The following is a 21,665-nucleotide window of genomic DNA, read 5'->3' on the forward strand; positions in this document are numbered from 1 at the left end:
AAGTTAATATAATGCTGATTTTTTAGGCAGTTTTCATAAAAAAAAGAAAGTGTCTCAATACTCGAAATCAGCCTCTGAGATTCTAATATTCGAGACCCAGACTCTGACAGGAGTCTGTGATAAAAGCATAAAAAAAGCCGTTTCATACAGTTATGAGACGGCTTCTTCTATTTTTTTTTTAGTTATAATCCAAACTGCTTCGCAAACAAATCTGGGAAAACTCCCATCGCTACTAGAGCGAAGATAATGAAAACCGCTACAATATTGTACGTTAAAGAAACTCTTTCTGAGGTTTTGAAACTGCTTTCTTTCGGGAAGAACATCGCCATAATCAAACGCAGATAATAGGCAATTGAGAGTGCAGAACCTAAAACCGCAACCAATACTAAAAATGGGGCAGAATCAATAGCCTGCGCGAAGATTGCAAATTTCCCCATAAAACCTGCAGTTATAGGAATCCCCGCCATTGACAACAAAGAAACTGTAGCCGTGACCGCCAAGATGGGTTCGGTATGCGCTAATCCTTTGAAAGCGTTGTAAGAAGTTTCTCTTTTTAATTTTTCAACCCAGATCAAGCACATCATTACGCCAACGGTTGCTAAAGAATAAGCGAAGAGATAGAACGCCAAGTTATAACTTGACAAACTATTCATTCCGTAGAAGATTAAAGATAAATAACCCACGTGCGACACGGAAGAGTAGGCCAACATTCGTTTGGCATTACTTTGCGCCAGACCCATAACATTCGCCAAGAATAAAGTGATAATAATTAAAACGCCTAAGATGGTAATCCATTCGCCCGTAATTCCGATAAAACCAATCGTCATTAATTTAAATAAAGCAAAGAAGGCAGCGATCTTCACCACCGACATCATAAAGGCGGTAATTAGTGCTGGTGATCCTTGATAGACATCTGGACTCCACATATGGAACGGTGCTAAGGAAACCTTGAAAGCCAAAGCAACCAGCATGAGGATTGCGCCTAAGTTGAACATTAAATCCTTTGGATGGTCCACCGCAAACTTATGGATGGTGTACAAGTCAAAACTTCCGCTGCTGCCGTAAATTAGCGCCACGCCAAATAGAAGAAATCCTGTGGCGAAAGCACCCATTAAGAAATATTTAATCGAAGCTTCGTTTGATCGCAAGTCGGTTTTATTACTTCCTGCGAGTACGTATAAAGGAATAGATAGGATTTCGATTCCTAAAAATAAAGTCACCAAGTTTTGGAAACCAAATAAAATAACCCCACCAATTAAGGAAAATAACATGAGGGTGTATAATTCTGATTGGTGATTTCGATGATTGCTGAATGAAAAACCGCCCAAGAAAAATAATAAGATGGTAATGACAATCGATATTTTGGTAAATAAAGCGGCATTTGCCCCAAATTCATACATGTGTTGGTATTGGTGGAAGAACGATAGCTCTGGTAAGAAACTGACGTAAAAAGCAATCATCAAGCCCAGAATACCAATGTATCTGGAGAATTTTCCTTGTTCAAAAACACCTGCAAATAAAGCAGCTACTGCGGTAAGGAATATAATTATTAAAACGCTCATTGAGTATAGATTTGAGATTTATAGATTTGAGATTTTAGATTTTCATCGGGATCTCGATCTCTTTATTTCTTAATTATTAATTTTTCTTAATTCATCATTGAAGTAAAAATAAACTTCAAAGAACTGTTGACCATATCGAGCATTGGTTGCGGATATACTCCCAATACAATTACAAATACAACCAAACTTGCCAACACGGTAAATTCTACGCCAGTGACGTCTTCTACATTTGCAAGTACTTCTTCATCCCCTTCTCCAAACATGGCTTTGCCATAAAATCTGAAAAGATACACCGAAGAAAAAATCATCGTTGTACCAGCAATGACCGCTGCAAGAATATTATAATCGAAAATAGATTTAATTAAAATAAATTCTCCGATAAAGCCGTTGGTCAATGGGAGTGCAATTGATCCCAATAAAATTACCATAAATAAAACGGCAAACTTTGGAGCTACTTTCGCTAAACCACCCATTTGTCTAATATCTCTAGTTTTAAATCTTTTGTAAAGAATATCGGCACAATAAAACAGACCAACCACGTTGATACCGTGGGCAAAGGCTTGTACTAAAGCTCCTTCGCCACCTTCAATCATTAATGTTCCTTTCATCGTTAAGATTGCAGAAGCCATAATCCCGGCTGTCATCAAACCAACGTGAGATAAAGAAGAGTAGGCTATTAATCGTTTGGAGTCATTTTGAATAATCGCAATTAAAGCACCATGTACAATTCCGATAATCGCCAGTACCAGTACAATCTGTCCGGAAATTCCTAAAATCGGTTCTGGTGTGATGGGTAATAACCATCTTAATAAACCGAATACGGCCATTTTCAACATAATTCCAGAGAGTAACATAGACCCTTGGGTTGGTGAATAGGTGTAGGTATCTGGCTGCCAGGAATGGAATGGGAAAATTGGTAACTTCACTGCGAAAGCAAAGAAGATAAACCAGAAAATCACCGTTTGTGCGCCTGAAGTTAAATCTGCGTTGTATAAATCAGTGAGAGCAAATGATGCGGAGTGGTTGTACACGTATATTAAACCGATCAACATGAATAGGGAACCTACAAAAGTATAAACAAAGAATCGTGTAGTAAATTCTACTTTCTTGTTTTCTTGACCCCAAATTCCCGCGATTAACCAAATTGGAATTAGCGTTACTTCCCAGAAAATATAGAATAATAATCCGTCTAAAGAAGTGAAAACACCGATTAAACCAAACTGCATTAGCAGGATTAAGCCGTAGAATGTATTTCGGTACCCCGGTTTTTCATTAAAGGACGAAAGAATAATTAGCGGTGTTAAGATATTGGTGAGCAATAACATCAACATGCTCATTCCATCAATACCGAAATGCAGATTGCTCTTGATATAATTGGACCAAGGATAATTAATTTCATATTGCAAAACTCCATCAACGGTCGGTTTGAAATCAAAACCCGACAGCATATAAAAGGTCAAAAACATTTGTGCAAATGCAATTCCTAATGCTAGATATTTACTGGCGGGATTTTTCCACGCGAACACCAAAACTGAACCTAAAAGTGGTAAAAGCAGTAATGTTAATAATAGGTACGACATTTACTATTGTAATATAAAGTTAACAATTAATATAATTCCGATTGCTAAAGACATGATGAGAACATAATTCTCTACATTTCCGTTCTGTAGCTTTTTTGCGGCAATTCCTGAATCCTGTGCTCCGGTACCGATATAATCAACAAATCTTTTAAGAACGCCTTTGTCAAACATATTTCCACCGACGCCAAGTCCTTCGATAAATTTCACGAAAGTCGCGTTATTCAATTCATCGATGTATAATTTCTTGTTAGAAAGTTTTTCCCATCCGGTATAATTTTCATCAGGTAAAGCCATTTTTTTCTTGTTGATGTAAATGATTTTAACAAGGAACCACACTACGAAGAACATTAAAACAGTTAAACCTAGAAGGATCATTTCAGTCATCAGAGGAACTTCTGCAAGCTCTAAATCATACATATAAAGGTTTTGCAACCATTTGTCTAAGTGGGCATAATTACCGTGACCAATAAAATGTGGCAGGTTAATGAAACCCCCAATAATTGAAAGTACTGCCAACACGATTAAAGGCAGAGTCATGGTTAAAGGACTTTCATGCAGATGATTTTTCTGTTCCTCGGTTCCTCTAAATTCCCCGTGGAAGGTTAAGTAATATGCTCTGAACATATAAATTGCCGTCATTGCTGCGATGATGAACAGAATCGCCCACAAATAAGGACTTCTTCCGTAAACATTTGCTAAAATTTCATCTTTTGAAATCATTCCCGACAGGAATGGGAATCCTGAAATTGCCAATGTTCCGATGAAGAAAGTAATATGCGTAATTGGAATTTTTTTCTTTAATCCGCCCATGAATCTCATGTCCTGTTCACCACTCATCGCGTGAATTACAGAACCAGAACCCAAGAACAGCAACGCTTTGAAAAAAGCATGCGTCATTAAATGGAACATGGCAACGGTATAAGCTCCTACACCAACTGCAACAAACATAAAGCCCAATTGCGACACGGTAGAGTAGGCCAACACTTTTTTAATATCATTTTGTCTAAGGCCGATAAAGGCTGCAACCAAAGCGGTTAATAAACCGATGAACAGAATTGCATCCATGGTGGTTGGTGCCAAAGAGAATAAAAAATTTGATCGCACCACCAAATAAATACCAGCCGTAACCATGGTCGCCGCGTGGATTAAGGCAGAAACTGGCGTTGGGCCAGCCATTGCATCAGGCAGCCAGGTAAATAATGGGATCTGGGCAGATTTGCCGATCGCTCCAATAAATAAACTGGCAGTGATAAAAATAATAATGCCTGAATCCAATTCGAATTTGCCAGAATTTTGTGCAACTGAAAGATAATCGATTGCATTGGTTTGAAAGGCAATCATCAGAATTCCAATAATCATTCCCAAGTCACCAATTCGGTTCATGATGAACGCTTTTCTTGCTGCTGCACCGTACTCTTTATTTTTATACCAGAAACCAATGAGTAAATAGGAACACAAGCCAACCCCTTCCCATCCGATGAAAAGAATCAGGTAATTGCTACCCATTACTAAAAGTAACATCATGAATATAAATAAATTCAGGTAGGAAAAGAAGCGGTGGAAACCTTTGTCGGTACTCATATACCCAATTGAGTAGAGGTGAATCAGAGAGCCAATCCCGGTGATAATCATCACCATCATTAATGACAGTTGGTCGATTTGAAAACCGAAATTCACTTGAACTCCATTAATTCGGAACCATTCAAAGGCTCGTACAATTACGGGTTGTGAATTTGCATCGAACTTAAAGAATAAACTCAAAGCAATAATGAATGAGGCAAATACAACCGCAGTTGCCAAGGTTCCTACCAACATTTTCGGAAGTTTTTTTCCGAATAAACCGTTGATTAGAAATCCGGCAAAGGGCAATAGTATAATTGCGTAAACTAAATTTTCCATTCTATATTATCCTCTTAATTTATTAAAAATACTAATGTCTACCGATTTGGTATTTCTGTACAACATGGCGATGATTGCTAATCCTACGGCAACTTCTGCAGCGGCAACCACCATGATGAAGAAGACCAAAATTTGTCCGTTTCCGTCGCCTTTATACGATGAGAAAGCGGCCAGTAGAAGGTTAACAGAATTCAGCATCAATTCTACACATCCCAAAATAATGATGGCATTTTTACGGATTAATACCCCCAAAACACCCAGACTAAACAAAACAGAACTTAGAATAATAAAATACTCCAGTGGCACTACCTGTATAAATGAATTTACTTCTCCCATAATTCTATAAATCTTTTTTACCAATTAAAACCGCTCCTACAATTCCCGCAAGAATTAAGATTGAAGCCAACTCGAAAGGCAAAACATATTCGTTAAACAATAATCTCCCAAGATTTTTGGTAAGACCCACCGACATATCTACATCACCTGCAAAAGTTTTTTGATTTAAACCTTTAAATGCACCTAAAATGCCCACCAATAATAATCCTGCGGAAAATACACCGATGAATTTAGAGAGGTTCTTCTTTTTACTTTCATCTTCTTTATTCAGATTCAACATCATTAATATGTAAAGAAATAAAACCATGATTGCACCGGCATACACAATGATTTGTACAATACCGAGGAACTGCGCATTCAATAAAATATAAAGCGCTGCAATTGAAAAGAAGGTAACGATCAGCGACAAGATAGCATACATGGCATTTCTGGCAAAAACAAAATAGAATGCACTGGCCAACGCTAAAAATGACACAAAGAAAAATATGATTTGTTCCATACTATTTTACTGATTTTTTTTGCAATTCACTCTGACGGTCAGAAATATCAATTCTTGCATTAATTTTCTCAACCAACTTATCTTTCCCATAAATAAAACTTCCGCGATTGGTTTCTACATCTACCAAACGGTCGGTTAAATAAATTGCTGATTTGGGGCAAGCTTCTTCACAAAGGCCACAGAAAATACATCGCAACATATTGATTTCATACACAGAGGCATATTTTTCTTCACGATAGAGTTCTTTCTCGTCTTTGGTTCTTTCAGCAGCGGTCATGGTGATCGCTTCAGCCGGGCATGCAACGGCACAAAGCCCACAAGCGGTACATCGTTCGCGACCTTCTTCATCAATTTTTAAAACATGAAGTCCGCGCCATACTTTTGCTCTAGGCTTTACCACTTCAGGATAAGCAAATACTTTTCCTTTTGGTCCTTCGATGGCGTGTCTTAACGTAATAGCCATTCCCTTGAAAATTTCTGGGAGGTATAATTTTTCCATAAAAGTCATCTCTTTATTCGAGACTACTTTTGATCTGTTTGTCAGTTTCATATTCATGGGTTTTAGCGCCACTTTTCAGTGTTGCATTAAAACTTCTATTTAATTAATTCGCGAAGAAAACAATAACTGCGGCAGTGATTACTAAATTCGCTAATGCTAATGGGATCAAGGTTTTCCAACCTAAATGCATCAATTGGTCATATCTAAATCTTGGGATCGTCCATCGGATCCACATAAAGATTAAAATTCCTAATATGGTTTTCGCTAACATGGCGAAAATACTTAATGTTCCGGCCACGTTTTCTCCCCAGTTCTGAGAAACCCACTCAATCCCCGGAAAATTAAATCCTCCGAAAAATAAAGTTACGATTAATGCATTAGAAATGAACATGTTTACATACTCGCCGAACATATATTGACCATAGTTCATCGAAGAGTATTCGGTCATATAACCATTGACCAATTCTGATTCGCACTCGGGTAAATCAAACGGATGACGGTTGGTTTCAGCCATCGCTGCTACAAAGAAGATAATAAAAGCCAAAGGTTGGTAGAAGATATTCCAGTTCATTCCGTCTGCAGGAATGAATCCCCAGATTTTTCCTGTTCCCTGTGAGCTGGTGATAAAGTGCAAATCTAAACTTCCGGACATTAAAATAATCGAAAGAAGAGATAGACCCATGGCTAATTCATAAGAAATCATTTGCGATGACGCACGAATTGCACCGATTAAGGAATATTTATTATTGGAAGCCCAACCACCGATCATCATTCCATACACTCCTATGGAAACCATTGCAATCAGATATAAAACGCCTACATCGATATTGGCGACCTGTACGTTAAATGATTCTCCCCCAATGTTCAACGATTTCCCCCAAGGAATCACCGCGCCCGTAATTAGGGAAATAAACATGGTTAAAGCAGGACCCACATAGAATAAAAATCGATCTGCACCTTGTGGAACAAATCCTTCTTTAAAGAATAATTTACCACCATCGGCTAAAGGCTGCAAAATCCCAAAAGGACCGGCCCTGTTAGGACCAATTCTATCTTGAAGGATGGCTGCTACTTTTCTTTCGCCCCATGTTGAATAGGCAGCAATACCCAAGGATACCGCAAAAAGGGTAACAACTAATATAATTTTAAAAGTAATTAAATCCATCATTATTTCTCGTCTTTTTCGCTCAGTTCTTTTGCATCTGGATTATCCAAAAGACTAATCATGTTCTTAGGTTTTTCGTAATGGTTCAAAGAAATTACGGAATGGCGGTCGATATGTCTTGGGCCTTCAATGGTCCATAATTTTACATCTTTTTTGTGGAATCTACAATCATCACAAATCCAATCCTGCACTTCATCGTATTGGTCTTTTCTGGCGGTTACCCGAATGACTTCTTCACCTTTCATCCACACCACTGCTTTACCAGCACACTTCGTACATTCACAGGTTGCGTTCAATGGTTTTGTAAACCAAACCCTACTGGCAAATCGCGCAGTTCTGTCTGTCAAAGCACCAACAGGACAAACATCAATAACATTTCCGATAAAATCACTCGTTAAAGCTTTGTTTAAATTGGTTGAAATTTCGGCATGTTCCCCGCGGAACAAAATGCCATGTTCTCTACCTTCTGTTAATTGATTTGCCACCAAAACGCATCTTGCACATAAGATGCAACGGTTCATGTTTAACTTAATATTCGGACCGATATCTTCTGGTTCAAAAGTTCTTCTTTCAAATTCGGTTCTTGTTTTTTCTAACCCGTGTTCATAACTTAAATCTTGTAAATGACATTCGCCCGCTTGATCACAGATTGGGCAATCGAGTGGGTGATTGATCAACAAAAACTCTGTTACAGCATGCCTTGCTTCCTGTGTTTTTTCTGAGGTAAGGTTTTTTACTTCCATACCATCCATTACACTGGTTCTGCAGCTTGCTACCAATTTAGGCATTGGTCGGGTGTCGGCATCAGAACCTTTTGATACTTCTACCAAACACGTTCTGCATCTTCCACCGCTGGATTCCAGGGGTTTATAATAACACATTGCCGGGGGAACTAATTTACCACCGATTTGTCTTGCAGCTTCTAAAATAGAAGTACCAGGCAAAACTTCGGTCGTCTGTCCGTCGATGGTTATCTTGAATTTTTTAATTTCTTCGCTCATTATAGATGAATTCAAAAATGAATTAATTATTTTTTGTGTTAAAGGTATATCCAATTCCAAAATTAACTTGTCCGAAAACGAAGCCTTGGGATGCTTTATCGGGTTTATTATTTAAGGTTGTTTTAATGTCCCACATGTTGATATAGCCCGCTTTCGCTTCGACTCTTGCGACCACATGTTTCCAAAACACAAAATTCAAACTGGTTCTACCATCCAAACCTAATCCCGCTACATGGAACCGGTCGCTTCTTTCATTACCGAATAATTTCACATTGCTTTTGGGGAACATAGGACCTAAACCGCCACCGTAACTCCAAACAATATCAAATTTTTCTTTGTTATAAATATTCTTATACTTTTCTAAACCGAAGTTGATGTAATTTAATCCATCGGTATGTTCAAAAGTTAAAAATTCTCCGTTTGTTAAATCAACCTTTCCGTTTTGTACCAGTGCAGCATAAACCGGATCAGTAATATTACCTGAAAATTTAACCGATTGGTCTTGATCCATCACATATTTCATATGGTCAATTCCTAAAACAAAAGCTACATTATCTTTGATAAAATAGGCAAACCTTTGATTGGTCTGCGGTATTGTTACCCGATCTAACTGAAAATAGTTATGGTAAGAAAAATCTGACGGCCGATCATGGGCAACCACTTTTTCTAATGTAAAATCATAACCATTTCCTTTAAAATGAATATCGGAATTGCTGTAGGCAGCCCGATTCCATCCCCAAAAAATTAGCATTTGTCCTTTTTGTGTTAGAGGTTGCTTTTTTGGCAATTCTTCTTGACCAAAAGCGAAACTAAAACTTAAAAATAATGCAGCTAAAACTACTATTTTCTTCATATTTATAATAGGAATTCATCCTATTCTTCTTTTAAACCGTCTTGTTATGACTTTCTTTTTTACTCTGTTTTGGCAGCCATCGGAATTGGATCTGCATAATTGGCTAAACCATAATTTCTTGTTTGACTTTCAGGATTGTCGATATACCACTCAAACTCATCACGGAAATGACGGATTGCAGCAGCAACAGGCCAAGCAGCCGCATCACCTAAAGGACAAATCGTATTTCCTTCAATTTTTCGCTGAACATCCCAGAGCAAATCAATATCGGCCAAGGTTCCTTGACCACTGTGAATTTTTTTCAATATCTTATACAACCATGGGGTTCCTTCTCTACACGGCGTACATTGGCCACAGCTCTCATGGGCGTAAAAATGAGCCAAAGTCATGGTATGTTTTACCACCGATTGGTCTTCATCTAAAACAATAAATCCACCTGAACCCATCATCGTTCCGGTCGCAAAACCACCATCTGATAGCGATTCATAATTCATATATCGAGGTTCACCGTTGATGGTTTTCAGCAATAGGTTTGCAGGAACAATCGGTACAGAACTACCCCCTGGAATACAGGCTTTTAATTTTTTACCATTGGGAATTCCACCACAATATTCGTCAGAATAAATAAATTCTTCGACGGTAATGGTCATATCGATTTCGTAAACGCCTGGTTTATTGATGTTTCCACAGGCTGAAATTAATTTTGTTCCTGTTGAACGGCCAACGCCAATTTTCGCATATTCCGCACCTGTAATATTAATAATGGGCCCCACAGCGGCAATGGTCTCTACATTATTTACTACCGTAGGACATTCCCAAAGTCCTTTTACAGCAGGGAAGGGTGGTTTCAAACGAGGGTTTCCTCTTTTACCTTCTAATGATTCTAACAGGGCGGTTTCTTCACCACAAATATAAGCACCAGCACCACGATGAACATAAATTTCTAAATCGAACCCTGTTCCTAAAATATTTTTCCCTAAAAATCCGGCTGCTTTAGCTTCTTCAATGGCATGTTCCAAAATATCCGGAATCCACGCGAATTCTCCTCGAATGTAGATATATCCGGTGTGGGCTCCTAAAGCGAAGGCGGAAATAATCATGCCTTCAATTAGGAGGTGAGGAATATGCTCCATCAAATACCGGTCTTTGAAAGTTCCCGGTTCTGATTCATCAGCATTTACCACCAAATATCTGGGAACGCCTTCTGGTTTTGCCAGAAAGCTCCATTTCATACCGGTCGGAAAACCTGCGCCACCACGACCTCTAAGCCCAGAAGTTTTGACTTCTTCAGTAACTTCGTCGGGAGTCATTTTAAAAGCTTTTTCCACGGCATCGTAACCGCCTTGTTTGCGGTAGACTTCGAAGGTGCGGATTCCTTCTATATGGGCATCTTTAAGTAAAAGTTTTTTACTCATTATTCTTATAAATTAATCCAAAGCAAGTGTTCCCTCTCTACAAAGATCCAGGATTTCGTTTACTTTTTCTTTTGTTAAATGTTCGTGATAAAATTTCCCGACTTGCATCATCGGCGCGTAGCCACAAGCGCCAAGACATTCTACTGTTTTTAAAGTAAATAGCCCATCAGCAGAAGTTTCTCCAGCATTGATATTTAAGGTTTCCTTGATATGTTGAATGATATCGTCGCTGCCATTGAGCATACACGGACCGGTTTGGCAAACCTCTAATACGTATTGTCCCACAGGTTTCATATTGAACATACTGTAGAAAGTGGCTACTTCGTAAACCTCAATCGGTTTGATTTCAAGAAGATCAGCTACATAATCCATTACAGGAACTTGCAGCCAGCCGCCAAATTCTTTTTGTGCTAAATGAAGCACGGGAATCAGTGCGGATTTTTTTCTTTCCACCGGATATCTCGCGGTAATCTTATGGACCTGAGTTAATGTTTCAGGTGTAAAAACAATCGTTTCGCTCATCTTATTTTTTTGTAAAATGTACAATGTACAGGGTACAATGTACTTTTTAATTTATTAATCTATATATATATATTACTTTGTACATCGTACAAAATTAGGCGTCTAGTTCGCCTGCAATTACATTCATACTACACAAGGTTAATATCGCATCAGAAATTGGTGCGCCTTGTATCATTTCTGGATAGGCTTGGTAATAAATAAAACAAGGTCTTCTGAAGTGAAGTCGGTAGGGTGTTCGGCCACCATCGCTCACCAAATAGAATCCTAATTCGCCATTTCCTCCTTCTACACTATGATAAACTTCGCCTTTCGGAATATGTACTTCACCCATCACAATTTTAAAGTGATAGATTAACGCCTCCATATTGTTATAAACATCTGCTTTTTCTGGTAGATAAAAATCGGGTAGGTCTGCATGGAAAGGCCCATCTGGTAAATTCTTATAGGCCTGTTCTATGATTTTTAAACTTTCCCAAACTTCTTGTTGACGAACCATGAACCGATCATAGGTATCACCAGAAGTTCCAACAGGAATAATGAAATCAAAATCATTATAAGAAGAATATGGATTTGCAACACGGACATCATAATCCACACCCGCCGCTCTTAAATTTGGACCCGTAAAGCCGTAGCTTAAAGCTCTTTCCGCTGATATTGGTCCAGCTTTGATGGTTCGGTCCATGAAGATTCTGTTTCTTTCGTTTAAGCTACAGAATTCGCCCCAAATTCTTGGGAATGTCTTCAACCAATGCTGTAATATTTCATGAAATTTCGGACTGAAATCTCTTTCAAAACCTCCAATTCTACCCATATTCGTGGTGAGTCTGGCTCCACATATTTCTTCGTAGAGTTCATATACTTTTTCTCTTTCTCTGAAAAGGTAGGTTAATCCCGTAATCGCGCCAGCATCCATAGCGGTAACACCGTTACAAATAAGATGGTCGGTAATTCTCGCCAATTCCATCATAATCACGCGCATATAATCTACCCGTTTTGGCACTTCGCACCCGATGAGTTTTTCCACGGTCATTTGCCAGCCTAAATTATTAATGGGAGCCGAACAGTAATTCATACGGTCGGTCAAGGTGGTAATTTGGGTAAAGTTTCTGCGTTCAGAAATTTTTTCAAAAGCACGATGAATGTATCCGATGGTTTGCTCCGCGTGCAAGATTCTTTCGCCGTCCATGGTGAGGACATTCTGAAAAATACCGTGCGTTGCAGGGTGGGTTGGCCCAAGATTCAAGGTGTATAATTGACCGTCAATTTGATCCTTGGCGTCGTGTTGGTTCAGTATATTTGAGAGTGCGTTGTCTTTCATAATTTTTTTGACTTTAAGTCTAAAGGAGTTTCTTTAAACCAATTATCTTCCAAACATTTTATCATCTTTGTCCATTCTGGTACCATCCTCTAAACGATATTCTTTCAACATAGGATGGTATCCTAAATCTTCCATATTAAGAATTACTCTTAAATCAGGATGTCCTTTAAATTTAATTCCGTAGAAGTCGAAAGTTTCTCGTTCCATCCAATTTGCACCAGCATAAAGGTCGGTCATTGTATCAACTTCTGCATTTTCTCTGGGCATAAATACTTTTAGACGAATTCTAAAATTCGTCATCATATTATGGAGGTGATAAATTACGCCAAGTTCTTTGTCTGGAGTTTCAGGATAGTGAATCCCACAAATATCCGTCAGGAAATTAATTTGAAGTGAAGAATCTCTTAAATGATGAATCACCTTTTTCAAGTCTTCTTTCTTTATTTCTAAAGTTAAAAAATCATAAGGCGTCTCGTGCGAAATAACCGAGTCGGGAAACTCTCGGTTTATGGCTTCTAAAACAAAATCATTCGTCATTTCCATTAATTTATATCGTAAGATGCTAACAATTGTTGGTATTCTGGCAAGTCTCTTCTGCGGATGCTTTCACTTTCGCAAAGTGCCTGAACCTGCATTACGCCTTCAATAATTTGCTCGGGTCTGGGTGGGCAACCTGGCACATATACGTCAACAGGAATTATTTTATCAATCCCCTGTAAAACAGAGTAGGTATCAAAAATCCCACCACTAGAAGCACAAGCGCCAACAGCAACTACCCATTTAGGTTCGGCCATTTGGGTGTATACTTGTTTTAAAACGGGGCCTAATTTTTTTGAAATGGTTCCACATACCATCAACATATCAGCTTGCCTGGGTGAAAATGAGTTCTTTTCCATTCCAAATCTGGAGGCATCGAATGTTGGATTTAAGGTCGCCATAAATTCAATTCCGCAACATGAAGTAGCAAAAGGTAAGGGCCAAAGTGAAAATTTTCTTGCCATACCAATCACACTGCTGAGTTTGGTGGCGAAAAACCCTTCTCCTTCAAAACCTTCTGGAGCTTCCGCATCCATTCTTATTACTGGTTTATTATCAGACATTTTAATTTTCTTAAAGTTACTAAAGATTTATTTTTACACTATTTATCCCAGTCAAGTGCACCACGTTTCCAAACATAGATGAATGCGATGAAAAACACAGAGATAAAGGTAAGGACAGCGAAGAATCCCTCAACTCCAAATTCACGGATGTTTACTGCGTAAGGATAGAAGAAAACAATCTCGATATCAAATAAAACAAAAAGTACAGCGGTTAGAAAGTACTTTACAGAGAACGGTGTACGCGCATTTCCTTCTACTTCAACCCCACATTCGAACGCTTCATTCTTTTTGGTAGAAGTCGACTTTTGTCTTGGTCCTAAAAAATGAGTTCCTAAAATGGAAAGTAAAACGAAACCTGCAGCAACTGCAATCTGAATAATAATCGGGATATAATTTTCGGGAAGATTCATCGTAACGTTATTTTCTTAATCTTGCAAATTTAAGGAATTAAGTATAATAGAAAAAATAATAACCCGTAAATATCACTGATAACAATCAATAAATTAATAGTTGTTGACAGGTTATTTATTCTTGCCGGTATCTTTTATTCTTTTTAAAACCAAATACGCCAGATAACCAATATACAGGAAAAGAAAACTGGCAAAAAGAATATTGATTCCCTCATTGAGCCGTTCGTCTTTCACCTGGAAAAACTGATTGTACACGATGAATGCAATGATCATCGCCATGTAGAGGTATAGTTGCTTTTTCATTTTATTTTAATTTTCTTGCGGTGAGATTTCCAACGAATACGTTCTACGTCGTTTATGATTAACGGGATTATAATCCTGCCACAGAACCTGAACACTTTTATTTTCTTCGAGTTCGGGGTTGGTTTCCAGAATTTTTACCCCTTTTTTACTAAAATTACGCCAGATTTCTTTAAATATAATAGATGTTACCCCCCGTCTTTGGTATTCTGGATGAATGCCAATCAGATAAAAATTAGCACGCAGGTTTTTTTTGCCCGCCTGTAAAAAATGATACCAGCCGAATGGAAATAACTTACCCTTGGCTTTTTGCAGTGCTTCAGAGTAAGACGGCATCGTAATGGCAAAAGATATTAATTCATCATGTTCATCTACGATACATACGATATAGTCTTTGTCGATAAAATTAAAATACTTTTCGCGGTACGTTTTAATTTGCTCATCGGTAATCGGAGTATAGGTTGATAGCGTTTTGTAAGTTTCGTCTAAAAGTTTAAACATTGGTTCTACATAAGGAAGGATTTCTTTTTTAGATTTAAATTCCAACACTCTTAATTTGTATTTTTCAGCGATAAGATTGCTAAATTTTAGAACTTTTTCAGACAGCACTTTAGGGAAATCCAATTCAAATTCTACCCATTCTTTTTCTTTGATTAAACCCATATTTTCCAAATGTTGAGGGTAATATTCGAAATTATATAAGCCAATCATGGTCGCGATTTTATCAAAACCCAAGGTCAGCATTCCAGCTTTATCTAAGTTGGTAAAACCCATGGGACCTTCAATTTTAGACATTTTTTTTTCCTTTGCATAATCGATGGCTTTCTGAATTAATGCTTTTGAAACATCAATATCATCAATGAAGTCCAACCATCCAAACCTTACTTTTTTAATGCCCAACTCATTAATTTCTTTATGATTAATCATCACCGCAATTCGCCCGGCAATTTGTCCGTCTTTAAAAGCCAGATATCTTTTGAATTCAGAATAGTCTAAAGCTGCGTTTTCTTTGGGGTTCCAGATGTTTTTTTCATCATTGATTAAGGGCGGAACATAATTTTTATTACTTTTGTAAACTTCCATCGGAAATTTGATGAAATTTAGTAAGTCAGCTTCGGTTTTTACTTCAAGAATTGTAATCACATTCATCCGTTTAAGTTTAAAAAAACAAAGATAATTCATTCGGCCAAAACTAAAAACTTTGGCACGTTTTTTATTAGTTGTATAGGCATTTATTAAAAATATAAAAAGTAGAAAAAATGACAGGTTATTATGTAATTATTGGACTCTCAATGCTGGTAAGTTGGTTGGTATCGTCCAGGTTAAAGTCAAAATTTGAGCATTATTCGCAAGTACATTTGCGAAATGGGATGTCTGGAAAAGAGGTGGCAGAAAAAATGTTACGAGACAACGGTATCAATGATGTTCAAGTGATTTCCGTACCGGGCCAACTCACCGATCACTATAATCCAGCAGATAAAACAGTTAATTTATCAGAAGGTGTATATATGCAAAGAAATGCTGCTGCAGCCGCGGTTGCAGCTCATGAATGTGGTCATGCTGTACAACATGCGGTAGGCTATTCGATGTTGCAATTGCGATCAAAATTAGTCCCGATGGTGAACATCAGTTCCAACTTGATGCAGTTTGTTTTAATTGGAGGTATTGTGTTAATGGGTGCTACCCGAACGATTGAAAATCCCAACGGTAATACAACAGTGCTTGCGATTGGGGTCGCCATGTTTGCCGTGACAACGCTTTTTGCTTTTGTCACTTTGCCTGTAGAATATGACGCGAGCAACAGAGCCATGAAATGGTTAAAGGATACCGGAACCGTTACTGCAGAAGAATATGTGGGCGTAAAAGACTCGTTGACTTGGGCAGCCAGAACTTATGTGGTCGCAGCTTTAGGCTCACTAGCTCAACTTTTGTACTGGGCTTCCATGCTGATGGGAAGGAGAGATTAAAAAGAGCCAGATAAAAAGTAAAAAGAGCCAAGTGAAAGGGAACAATTTCTAAAGGCATTTTTTAAGTGATCAATGGAGAAAACGATAACGTGAATATCGGCTAATCTAGAAATTTATATGAAATATTTTGCATCTCAGACAATTGCTCTGAGATGTTTTCTTTTTCAGCGGTTTTTAATTTGGTAGAAATAGTACAGTATTCTTCTGTTTTAAAATCGATTATTTTTGCGCCGAACTTATTTAACAAAGTGAAAATTACATTCTGCTGATTAAAGTCAAAGTGAATTTCGAGATTTGATTCTAAGGCTTTGGTAATAATTTCAGCGGATTCTAAAGTCAGTTTTGCCGATTCTTTATACGCTTTTACCAAGCCAGATACACCGAGTTTTGTACCACCATAATAGCGTACCGAAATTACTAAAATCTGTGTTGCCTGATGTGCCAGTAACTGATTATAGATCGGTAAACCCGCGCTTCCGGACGGCTCCCCATCATCATTTGCCCGGTAATTTTCACCTTTAATTCCTAACCGAAACGCATAGCAATGATGCGTCGCTTTGGGATGCTCCTCTTTTACCTTGGCTAAGGCGTCTTTGACCTCTTTTTCATTTTCAACAGGAAATACAAAACCAAGAAATTTACTTCCTTTTTCTTTAAGAAGAATATTTCCTACGGGTGATTTTATTGTATTAAATGAAAATTCCATTAAGGTGAATTTTTATAGAATTCTATGACATTCTCTCGAAATTGTTGGACGTTTGACAGTAGAGCCGTAAATTTAGGAGCTTTAGTTCCATTCAATAAGTGTAATTTTTTATTTTTAATAATGATGGTTTCATCCCATAAATTTTCATCGATAAACTGCTGCAGCGTATTAGAACCTCCTTCAATAATGACCGACTGTATTTGAAGTTCAACTAATTTTGCCATCAAATTTAATAAGAAATTATCTTTCTCAATTTTAATGAAATTTAAATTCCCTTTCACTTGATCTTTTATGGAATTAATAATGATCGTGGTTGCCTCGTCATTCAAAATATGATAGTTCACCGGAATTTTTAAATCAAAATCAATGACAATTCTGATGGGATTTCGACCGGCAATTTCTCTGGTGGTTAACCTGGGATTATCGGTTAAAGCCGTACTGGTTCCAACCAAGATCGCATGTTCGCGACTTCTTAATTGATGTACGAATTGCTTGGTCAATGGATTGCCAATTTGCGTGGGCTTAAAATCTTGATCTAACAAACCATCACCCGATTGAGCCCATTTCAAAATGATATAAGGCCGATGTTTCTGATGAAAAGTAAAAAACCGTTTGTTCAGTTCCTGACATTCTTTTTCTAAAACGCCAGAAATCACTTCGATCCCAGCGTCTTCGATTATTTTTTTTCCTTTTCCATTGACTTTCTCATGTGAATCGAGCGTTCCGATGACCACTTTCTTAAAACCAATTTCGATAATTCTAAGAGCGCAAGGCGGTGTTTTCCCGAAGTGAGCACAGGGCTCCAAAGAAACATAAATGGTGGATTCTTTTAATAATGCAGGATTTTTAACAGCATCAATTGCCATGATTTCAGCGTGAGCTTCTCCAGCTTTTTGGTGAAAACCCTCACCGATGATTTTATTATGATGAACAATAACAGCTCCAACCAAAGGATTTGGATAGGTGTTTCCGACGGCTTTTTTCGCGAGTTCAAGGCAACGCTGCATGTAAATTTCGTGGTTCATCTGAATTAAAAAACACCCAACAGGTTGTCGAGTGTTTTATTTTTTATAGTTAAAAATTAATTGGTCGCTACAACTTTTATTTCTGTAATTTTAAATTCGATCATCGTGGTCAAAAGGTGATCCCTCTGCCTTGCCAAAGATTTCGCCGACGATTTCAAGTCGCCGTACATTCTTTTGCTAAACGCTAAAATGAGAAAGCTTTTTGCTCCGCCGTTATCATAGCTTTTAAAACGATAAATGTTGTATTCTATAAAAGAATCACCTTTCTCAGGACTTTCCGAAATAAAATAATCAACAACATATTCTTTACCATCTGGGCTTTCACTCACATTGATCTTTGCAAATTTATCAGACTTTTCTCTATTTTGTATACCTTCTACTTTATGCCGAACGGCCAATTCCATTTCAATTTCTTTATTGAAAAAGGAGAAATCCAGGAGTTGGGTGAAATCTTCAATTCGTTCGTCACTCGGTAAATACTGCTGACGAAACAGCGTTTTAGACATTGGTTTACTCCACGATAAAAAATATTCCGTACCATCATATTCAATCGGACCAGGTATTGAAAGTAAATCGGGAACATCTTGCGCTTTCATCAATGACAGAGAATTGAGCAATAGAAGTAAAAATATTTTTTTTAAAATCATTTTCTTATTGATTTTCGCCGATGAGAATACTGTGCAAACTTTGTTTCATGCTTTCGAGTTGCGATTTTTTATCATCAATTTTATTGTAAGTGTCTTTTAGCAAACGATTTTCACGTGATGGATTGCTAAAGAATCCAAGGTTGTTTTCCATTTTTACAATTTCGGCTTCCAAATCAGCTATTTGATTTTTAATTTTACGCGCTTTGTCGGTCACTTGATTTTCGGTAAGTCCTTCTTCTTTTAAATCATACTCGTGAATCTTGTTCAGTTTCAATTTCTCCCGAAGTGTTTTATTGAACTCCGTATTGATATTAATTTTATCTCTCGGAACTTTTCCTATGGCGTTCCATTTTGATTTAATTTGTTCTATTTTTTCAAGACTTCCTTCTTCATCGCCAATTTCTTTCAACTCGTCTAAAAGCTGTTTTTTATTTTTGAAATTCTCCTTCCAGTTGTCATTTGCCGTATTGTTTTTTTCTCGGTAATTGTTAAAGAACGTATTACACGCTTCACGGAAATCGTCCCAGACTTTATTGGTCATACTTCTTGGTACGTGACCGACTTTTTTCCAGTCTTCCTGCAGTTTTTTAAACAAGGGAACCGTAGTTTCCCAATCCTCCGACAACATATTGTCTTTTGCGGTCTGAATTAAATTCAGTTTTTCATCAAGATTGGTTTGCTGTGAATTTTTTAATCCTTTGTAAAATTCATTTTTCTTCACATTAAAGTTTCTTAAATGCTCTTTAAAGTCATTCCAGTTTTGATTAGAAACTTTTCTCGGAACATTGCCTAGTTTCAAGAATTCACTGCGCATTTCCTCCACTTTTTTAATTGCGTTTTGCCAATAATTGTGGTTGGTTTCTTTGGCAGCAGCCGCCATCTTTTTAATTTCCTCGATGATTTCGTTTTTACGAATCAGGTTATCGTTTTGTTCCTTTTCTATTTGCTCGTTTAATTCCGATTTTCGGTCGTGTATTTTATTAGAAATCTCCTTGAATTCGTCCCAGGTTTTCTCTCGGAATTCTTCTGCCACCGGCTCAGCTTCTTCTTTCCACAGTTTATGAAGATACTGTAATTCATTCAGAGCTTTTTGCACGGAGGGTTCTACTTGTAATTCCTTCGCTCTTTCAATGATGTGCTGTCTTTTCTCTAAATTATGAGCGAATTCCTGCTCCATATATTCCTTGTTCATATCAAGCATTTGATAGAACTGGTTCAGGTGATGGAAGTAATTGTTATTCAGTAATTTGAAATCAGATTTGGCGACTTGTCCGGCATTTTTCCACTCGTCTTTGATTTCGCGAATCGCTTTGAAAAGATTGGTGCCGGCTTCGGTATTGGTGTAAAGATTTTTCAGCTTGTCAATAATACTTTGTCGGTGTTCAAGATTCTTATGCTGATTTTCTTCTAATTTCTTATGATATTCGTCGTTTTTTTCACGATAAATATGCAGCAAGCCAGAGAATTTAGCTTGTAATGGATGTTGATGGCTGAAAAGTTCTACGGGATTTCCCGCTGCTACGAATTCGCTTTTTATATCTTCAGTTTGATCATGAATCAAATGATTTGCCTGCTCTTTTAACTGATTAAACTTTCTAAAATGAGCGCCTGCATCTTCTTTGTTAACAATGGTTTCCAATTCGGCCAGCACTTCAGGTAGTGTTAAATTCGAAAAGTTTTCTAGTTCCTCTTTGTGCTGTTCCTGCTCTTCTTTTTCAGCAGCTGGTTCATGGCTTTTTTGAGTTTCTTCTATCGGTATTTCCAATGCCTCATCATGAGCCAGTGCAGGATCCGGTTTTGGAGTTTCAACCTCAGTAACAGGTTCATTTTCGGCTGGAGCCTCTTCTGTTTTTTCAGTAACTTTAGGCTCTTCAATCACCTCTTCTGTGGGGATTTCTGAGGAGGGCGTGGCCGGATCTTCCGTTGGGTTTTCGGAAGTAATTTCATTTAAAACCTCTTCGTTCAAAGGTTTGTTTTCTTGGTTCTCAGAAAGGGAATCTTCTGTAATCATAGCAGTCTTTTTATTAAATTTATCGGTCTTATCATTTTTATTAATAAACCGTGCACTAAATTAACTTATTTTTCTTGAACATTCCAAATTTCCCACGCTTTTTCTGCTTGTTGTTCAAGCATATAAAAACCATTGGCTGTTTTCGCCCCTTTTTCTGCAGATAATTTGAGAAAGGAAGTATAATCTGGATTATAAATAAGGTCAATGACCAAATGCTGATCAGTTACACCGGCAAAAGGAAAGTCGAGGCAATCCTTCACATTCGGAAAGGTTCCAACGGGCGTACATTGAATAACCAATGGATTTTGGCGAACCATCTCTTCGGTAAGGTTTTCGAATTTTAGGAGTCCATTTCTGGTGACGGTTTGATGCGGTATTCCGTATTTGTTTAGGACGTATTTTACGGCTTTCGCTGCACCGCCATCTCCTAAAATTAGCGCAGAGTTCTGATGGTCTTTCTTATGAAGAAAAAGCATTTTTTCGAATCCAAAAGCATCGGTGTTAAAGCCCTTTTTTATATTATTTTTAATAACAATGGTATTGACCGCTCCGATCTTTTTGGCTTCATCACTCAACTCATCGAGATAAGGGATTATTTTTTCTTTAAAAGGAATGGTTACATTAAGTCCGGTGAGATTTTGGTTTTTAAAAACTTGGTCAACTTCTGCAAGATCATTCAAGTCATAAATAACGTAGGAATGATTTTTTAGAAATAGTTTTTTAAACTTGCTTTCAAAATAGTTTTTCGAAAAAGAGTAGGAAATATTTTTCCCAATGAGTCCTAATTTCATATGCTGATCCATAGGTCAAAATTAAAAAAAAGACTGAGGTAAACCATCAGCCTTTTCTA

General features: G+C 37.6%; 23 protein-coding genes. 1 reads left to right on the forward strand and 22 read right to left on the reverse strand.

Annotated features, from left to right (window positions below):
• Positions 1-182: 182 nt before the first annotated feature.
• From QWY78_RS05255 to QWY78_RS05335, 17 genes are all read right to left on the reverse strand, one after another.
• On the reverse strand, positions 183-1,562 hold the full coding sequence (locus QWY78_RS05255; protein ID WP_290217289.1) for an NADH-quinone oxidoreductase subunit N: 1,380 nt from the start codon (positions 1,560-1,562) through the stop codon (positions 183-185).
• 86 nt (positions 1,563-1,648) lie between these two features.
• Positions 1,649-3,142 carry a complex I subunit 4 family protein gene (locus QWY78_RS05260; protein WP_290217290.1) on the reverse strand — a complete coding sequence of 498 codons (1,494 nt, stop codon included), beginning with the start codon at positions 3,140-3,142 and terminating at the stop codon, positions 1,649-1,651.
• Between the two features lie 3 nt (positions 3,143-3,145).
• Positions 3,146-5,041, reverse strand: coding sequence for an NADH-quinone oxidoreductase subunit L (nuoL, locus tag QWY78_RS05265; RefSeq protein ID WP_290217291.1), 1,896 nt, complete (start codon positions 5,039-5,041; stop codon positions 3,146-3,148).
• A gap of 6 nt (positions 5,042-5,047) precedes the next feature.
• Positions 5,048-5,377 (reverse strand): NADH-quinone oxidoreductase subunit NuoK, encoded by a 330-nt coding sequence (nuoK, locus tag QWY78_RS05270; RefSeq protein ID WP_290217293.1) that lies wholly within the window; start codon positions 5,375-5,377, stop codon positions 5,048-5,050.
• Between the two features lie 4 nt (positions 5,378-5,381).
• Entirely contained in the window at positions 5,382-5,876 is a 495-nt protein-coding gene (locus QWY78_RS05275) for an NADH-quinone oxidoreductase subunit J family protein (protein ID WP_290217294.1), read from the reverse strand.
• Position 5,877: 1 nt separating this feature from the next.
• Positions 5,878-6,426 carry a NuoI/complex I 23 kDa subunit family protein gene (locus tag QWY78_RS05280; RefSeq protein WP_290217295.1) on the reverse strand — a complete coding sequence of 183 codons (549 nt, stop codon included), beginning with the start codon at positions 6,424-6,426 and terminating at the stop codon, positions 5,878-5,880.
• A gap of 52 nt (positions 6,427-6,478) precedes the next feature.
• The gene (gene nuoH, locus QWY78_RS05285; RefSeq protein WP_290217343.1) at positions 6,479-7,540 is read right to left on the reverse strand and encodes an NADH-quinone oxidoreductase subunit NuoH; all 1,062 of its coding nucleotides are present in this window, start codon (positions 7,538-7,540) and stop codon (positions 6,479-6,481) included.
• Positions 7,541-7,542: 2 nt separating this feature from the next.
• Positions 7,543-8,541: an NADH-quinone oxidoreductase subunit G gene (locus QWY78_RS05290; RefSeq protein WP_290217296.1), complete on the reverse strand. Its 999-nt coding sequence runs from the start codon at positions 8,539-8,541 to the stop codon at positions 7,543-7,545.
• Between the two features lie 22 nt (positions 8,542-8,563).
• Entirely contained in the window at positions 8,564-9,394 is an 831-nt protein-coding gene (locus QWY78_RS05295; RefSeq protein WP_290217297.1) for a hypothetical protein, read from the reverse strand.
• Positions 9,395-9,453: 59 nt separating this feature from the next.
• Entirely contained in the window at positions 9,454-10,809 is a 1,356-nt protein-coding gene (gene nuoF, locus QWY78_RS05300) for an NADH-quinone oxidoreductase subunit NuoF (RefSeq protein WP_290217298.1), read from the reverse strand.
• Positions 10,810-10,821: 12 nt separating this feature from the next.
• The gene (locus QWY78_RS05305) at positions 10,822-11,331 is read right to left on the reverse strand and encodes an NADH-quinone oxidoreductase subunit NuoE family protein (protein WP_290217299.1); all 510 of its coding nucleotides are present in this window, start codon (positions 11,329-11,331) and stop codon (positions 10,822-10,824) included.
• Between the two features lie 94 nt (positions 11,332-11,425).
• A complete protein-coding gene (locus QWY78_RS05310) occupies positions 11,426-12,649 on the reverse strand; it encodes an NADH-quinone oxidoreductase subunit D (protein WP_290217300.1) in 1,224 nt (407 codons plus the stop codon).
• Positions 12,650-12,691: 42 nt separating this feature from the next.
• Positions 12,692-13,186, reverse strand: coding sequence for an NADH-quinone oxidoreductase subunit C (locus QWY78_RS05315; protein ID WP_290217301.1), 495 nt, complete (start codon positions 13,184-13,186; stop codon positions 12,692-12,694).
• Positions 13,187-13,191: 5 nt separating this feature from the next.
• Positions 13,192-13,749, reverse strand: a complete 558-nt coding sequence (locus tag QWY78_RS05320) for an NADH-quinone oxidoreductase subunit B (protein WP_290217302.1) — start codon at positions 13,747-13,749, stop codon at positions 13,192-13,194.
• A gap of 38 nt (positions 13,750-13,787) precedes the next feature.
• Entirely contained in the window at positions 13,788-14,159 is a 372-nt protein-coding gene (locus QWY78_RS05325; RefSeq protein ID WP_290217303.1) for an NADH-quinone oxidoreductase subunit A, read from the reverse strand.
• Between the two features lie 111 nt (positions 14,160-14,270).
• Positions 14,271-14,462, reverse strand: a complete 192-nt coding sequence (locus QWY78_RS05330) for a hypothetical protein (protein WP_290217304.1) — start codon at positions 14,460-14,462, stop codon at positions 14,271-14,273.
• Positions 14,463-14,468: 6 nt separating this feature from the next.
• The gene (locus QWY78_RS05335; RefSeq protein WP_290217305.1) at positions 14,469-15,608 is read right to left on the reverse strand and encodes a GTP cyclohydrolase; all 1,140 of its coding nucleotides are present in this window, start codon (positions 15,606-15,608) and stop codon (positions 14,469-14,471) included.
• A gap of 110 nt (positions 15,609-15,718) precedes the next feature.
• On the opposite strand from QWY78_RS05335, the gene QWY78_RS05340 reads away from it, so the two are divergent.
• A complete protein-coding gene (locus QWY78_RS05340; RefSeq protein WP_290217306.1) occupies positions 15,719-16,426 on the forward strand; it encodes a zinc metallopeptidase in 708 nt (235 codons plus the stop codon).
• 100 nt (positions 16,427-16,526) lie between these two features.
• Here QWY78_RS05340 and QWY78_RS05345 read toward each other — a convergent pair whose 3' ends face one another.
• From QWY78_RS05345 to QWY78_RS05365, 5 genes are all read right to left on the reverse strand, one after another.
• A complete protein-coding gene (locus tag QWY78_RS05345; RefSeq protein WP_290217307.1) occupies positions 16,527-17,132 on the reverse strand; it encodes a YigZ family protein in 606 nt (201 codons plus the stop codon).
• Positions 17,132-18,157 carry a bifunctional diaminohydroxyphosphoribosylaminopyrimidine deaminase/5-amino-6-(5-phosphoribosylamino)uracil reductase RibD gene (gene ribD, locus QWY78_RS05350; protein WP_290217308.1) on the reverse strand — a complete coding sequence of 342 codons (1,026 nt, stop codon included), beginning with the start codon at positions 18,155-18,157 and terminating at the stop codon, positions 17,132-17,134. The genes QWY78_RS05345 and ribD overlap by 1 nt, the downstream gene beginning before the upstream one ends.
• A 56-nt stretch (positions 18,158-18,213) precedes the next feature.
• On the reverse strand, positions 18,214-18,804 hold the full coding sequence (locus QWY78_RS05355; protein WP_290217309.1) for an HI_0983 family protein: 591 nt from the start codon (positions 18,802-18,804) through the stop codon (positions 18,214-18,216).
• Between the two features lie 4 nt (positions 18,805-18,808).
• On the reverse strand, positions 18,809-20,815 hold the full coding sequence (locus tag QWY78_RS05360) for a DUF349 domain-containing protein (RefSeq protein WP_290217310.1): 2,007 nt from the start codon (positions 20,813-20,815) through the stop codon (positions 18,809-18,811).
• A gap of 65 nt (positions 20,816-20,880) precedes the next feature.
• A complete protein-coding gene (locus QWY78_RS05365) occupies positions 20,881-21,618 on the reverse strand; it encodes a shikimate dehydrogenase family protein (protein WP_290217311.1) in 738 nt (245 codons plus the stop codon).
• Positions 21,619-21,665 lie beyond the last annotated feature (47 nt).

The sequence above is a fragment of the Kaistella yonginensis genome, from assembly GCF_030409525.1.
Taxonomy (GTDB): domain Bacteria; phylum Bacteroidota; class Bacteroidia; order Flavobacteriales; family Weeksellaceae; genus Kaistella; species Kaistella yonginensis.

Coding starts and splice junctions, on each gene's coding strand:
- QWY78_RS05325 (WP_290217303.1), bottom strand. CDS start 14,159: ATGAATCTTCCCGAAAATTATATCCCGATTATTATTCAGATTGCAGTT.
- QWY78_RS05330 (WP_290217304.1), bottom strand. CDS start 14,462: ATGAAAAAGCAACTATACCTCTACATGGCGATGATCATTGCATTCATC.
- QWY78_RS05320 (WP_290217302.1), bottom strand. CDS start 13,749: ATGTCTGATAATAAACCAGTAATAAGAATGGATGCGGAAGCTCCAGAA.
- QWY78_RS05290 (WP_290217296.1), bottom strand. CDS start 8,541: ATGAGCGAAGAAATTAAAAAATTCAAGATAACCATCGACGGACAGACG.
- QWY78_RS05335 (WP_290217305.1), bottom strand. CDS start 15,608: ATGAATGTGATTACAATTCTTGAAGTAAAAACCGAAGCTGACTTACTA.
- ribD (WP_290217308.1), bottom strand. CDS start 18,157: ATGAACCACGAAATTTACATGCAGCGTTGCCTTGAACTCGCGAAAAAA.
- QWY78_RS05275 (WP_290217294.1), bottom strand. CDS start 5,876: ATGGAACAAATCATATTTTTCTTTGTGTCATTTTTAGCGTTGGCCAGT.
- QWY78_RS05280 (WP_290217295.1), bottom strand. CDS start 6,426: ATGAAACTGACAAACAGATCAAAAGTAGTCTCGAATAAAGAGATGACT.
- QWY78_RS05360 (WP_290217310.1), bottom strand. CDS start 20,815: ATGATTACAGAAGATTCCCTTTCTGAGAACCAAGAAAACAAACCTTTG.
- QWY78_RS05365 (WP_290217311.1), bottom strand. CDS start 21,618: ATGGATCAGCATATGAAATTAGGACTCATTGGGAAAAATATTTCCTAC.
- QWY78_RS05295 (WP_290217297.1), bottom strand. CDS start 9,394: ATGAAGAAAATAGTAGTTTTAGCTGCATTATTTTTAAGTTTTAGTTTC.
- nuoH (WP_290217343.1), bottom strand. CDS start 7,540: ATGGATTTAATTACTTTTAAAATTATATTAGTTGTTACCCTTTTTGCG.
- nuoK (WP_290217293.1), bottom strand. CDS start 5,377: ATGGGAGAAGTAAATTCATTTATACAGGTAGTGCCACTGGAGTATTTT.
- QWY78_RS05255 (WP_290217289.1), bottom strand. CDS start 1,562: ATGAGCGTTTTAATAATTATATTCCTTACCGCAGTAGCTGCTTTATTT.
- nuoF (WP_290217298.1), bottom strand. CDS start 10,809: ATGAGTAAAAAACTTTTACTTAAAGATGCCCATATAGAAGGAATCCGC.
- QWY78_RS05310 (WP_290217300.1), bottom strand. CDS start 12,649: ATGAAAGACAACGCACTCTCAAATATACTGAACCAACACGACGCCAAG.
- QWY78_RS05355 (WP_290217309.1), bottom strand. CDS start 18,804: ATGATTTTAAAAAAAATATTTTTACTTCTATTGCTCAATTCTCTGTCA.
- QWY78_RS05340 (WP_290217306.1), top strand. CDS start 15,719: ATGACAGGTTATTATGTAATTATTGGACTCTCAATGCTGGTAAGTTGG.
- QWY78_RS05260 (WP_290217290.1), bottom strand. CDS start 3,142: ATGTCGTACCTATTATTAACATTACTGCTTTTACCACTTTTAGGTTCA.
- nuoL (WP_290217291.1), bottom strand. CDS start 5,041: ATGGAAAATTTAGTTTACGCAATTATACTATTGCCCTTTGCCGGATTT.
- QWY78_RS05315 (WP_290217301.1), bottom strand. CDS start 13,186: ATGACGAATGATTTTGTTTTAGAAGCCATAAACCGAGAGTTTCCCGAC.
- QWY78_RS05305 (WP_290217299.1), bottom strand. CDS start 11,331: ATGAGCGAAACGATTGTTTTTACACCTGAAACATTAACTCAGGTCCAT.
- QWY78_RS05345 (WP_290217307.1), bottom strand. CDS start 17,132: ATGGAATTTTCATTTAATACAATAAAATCACCCGTAGGAAATATTCTT.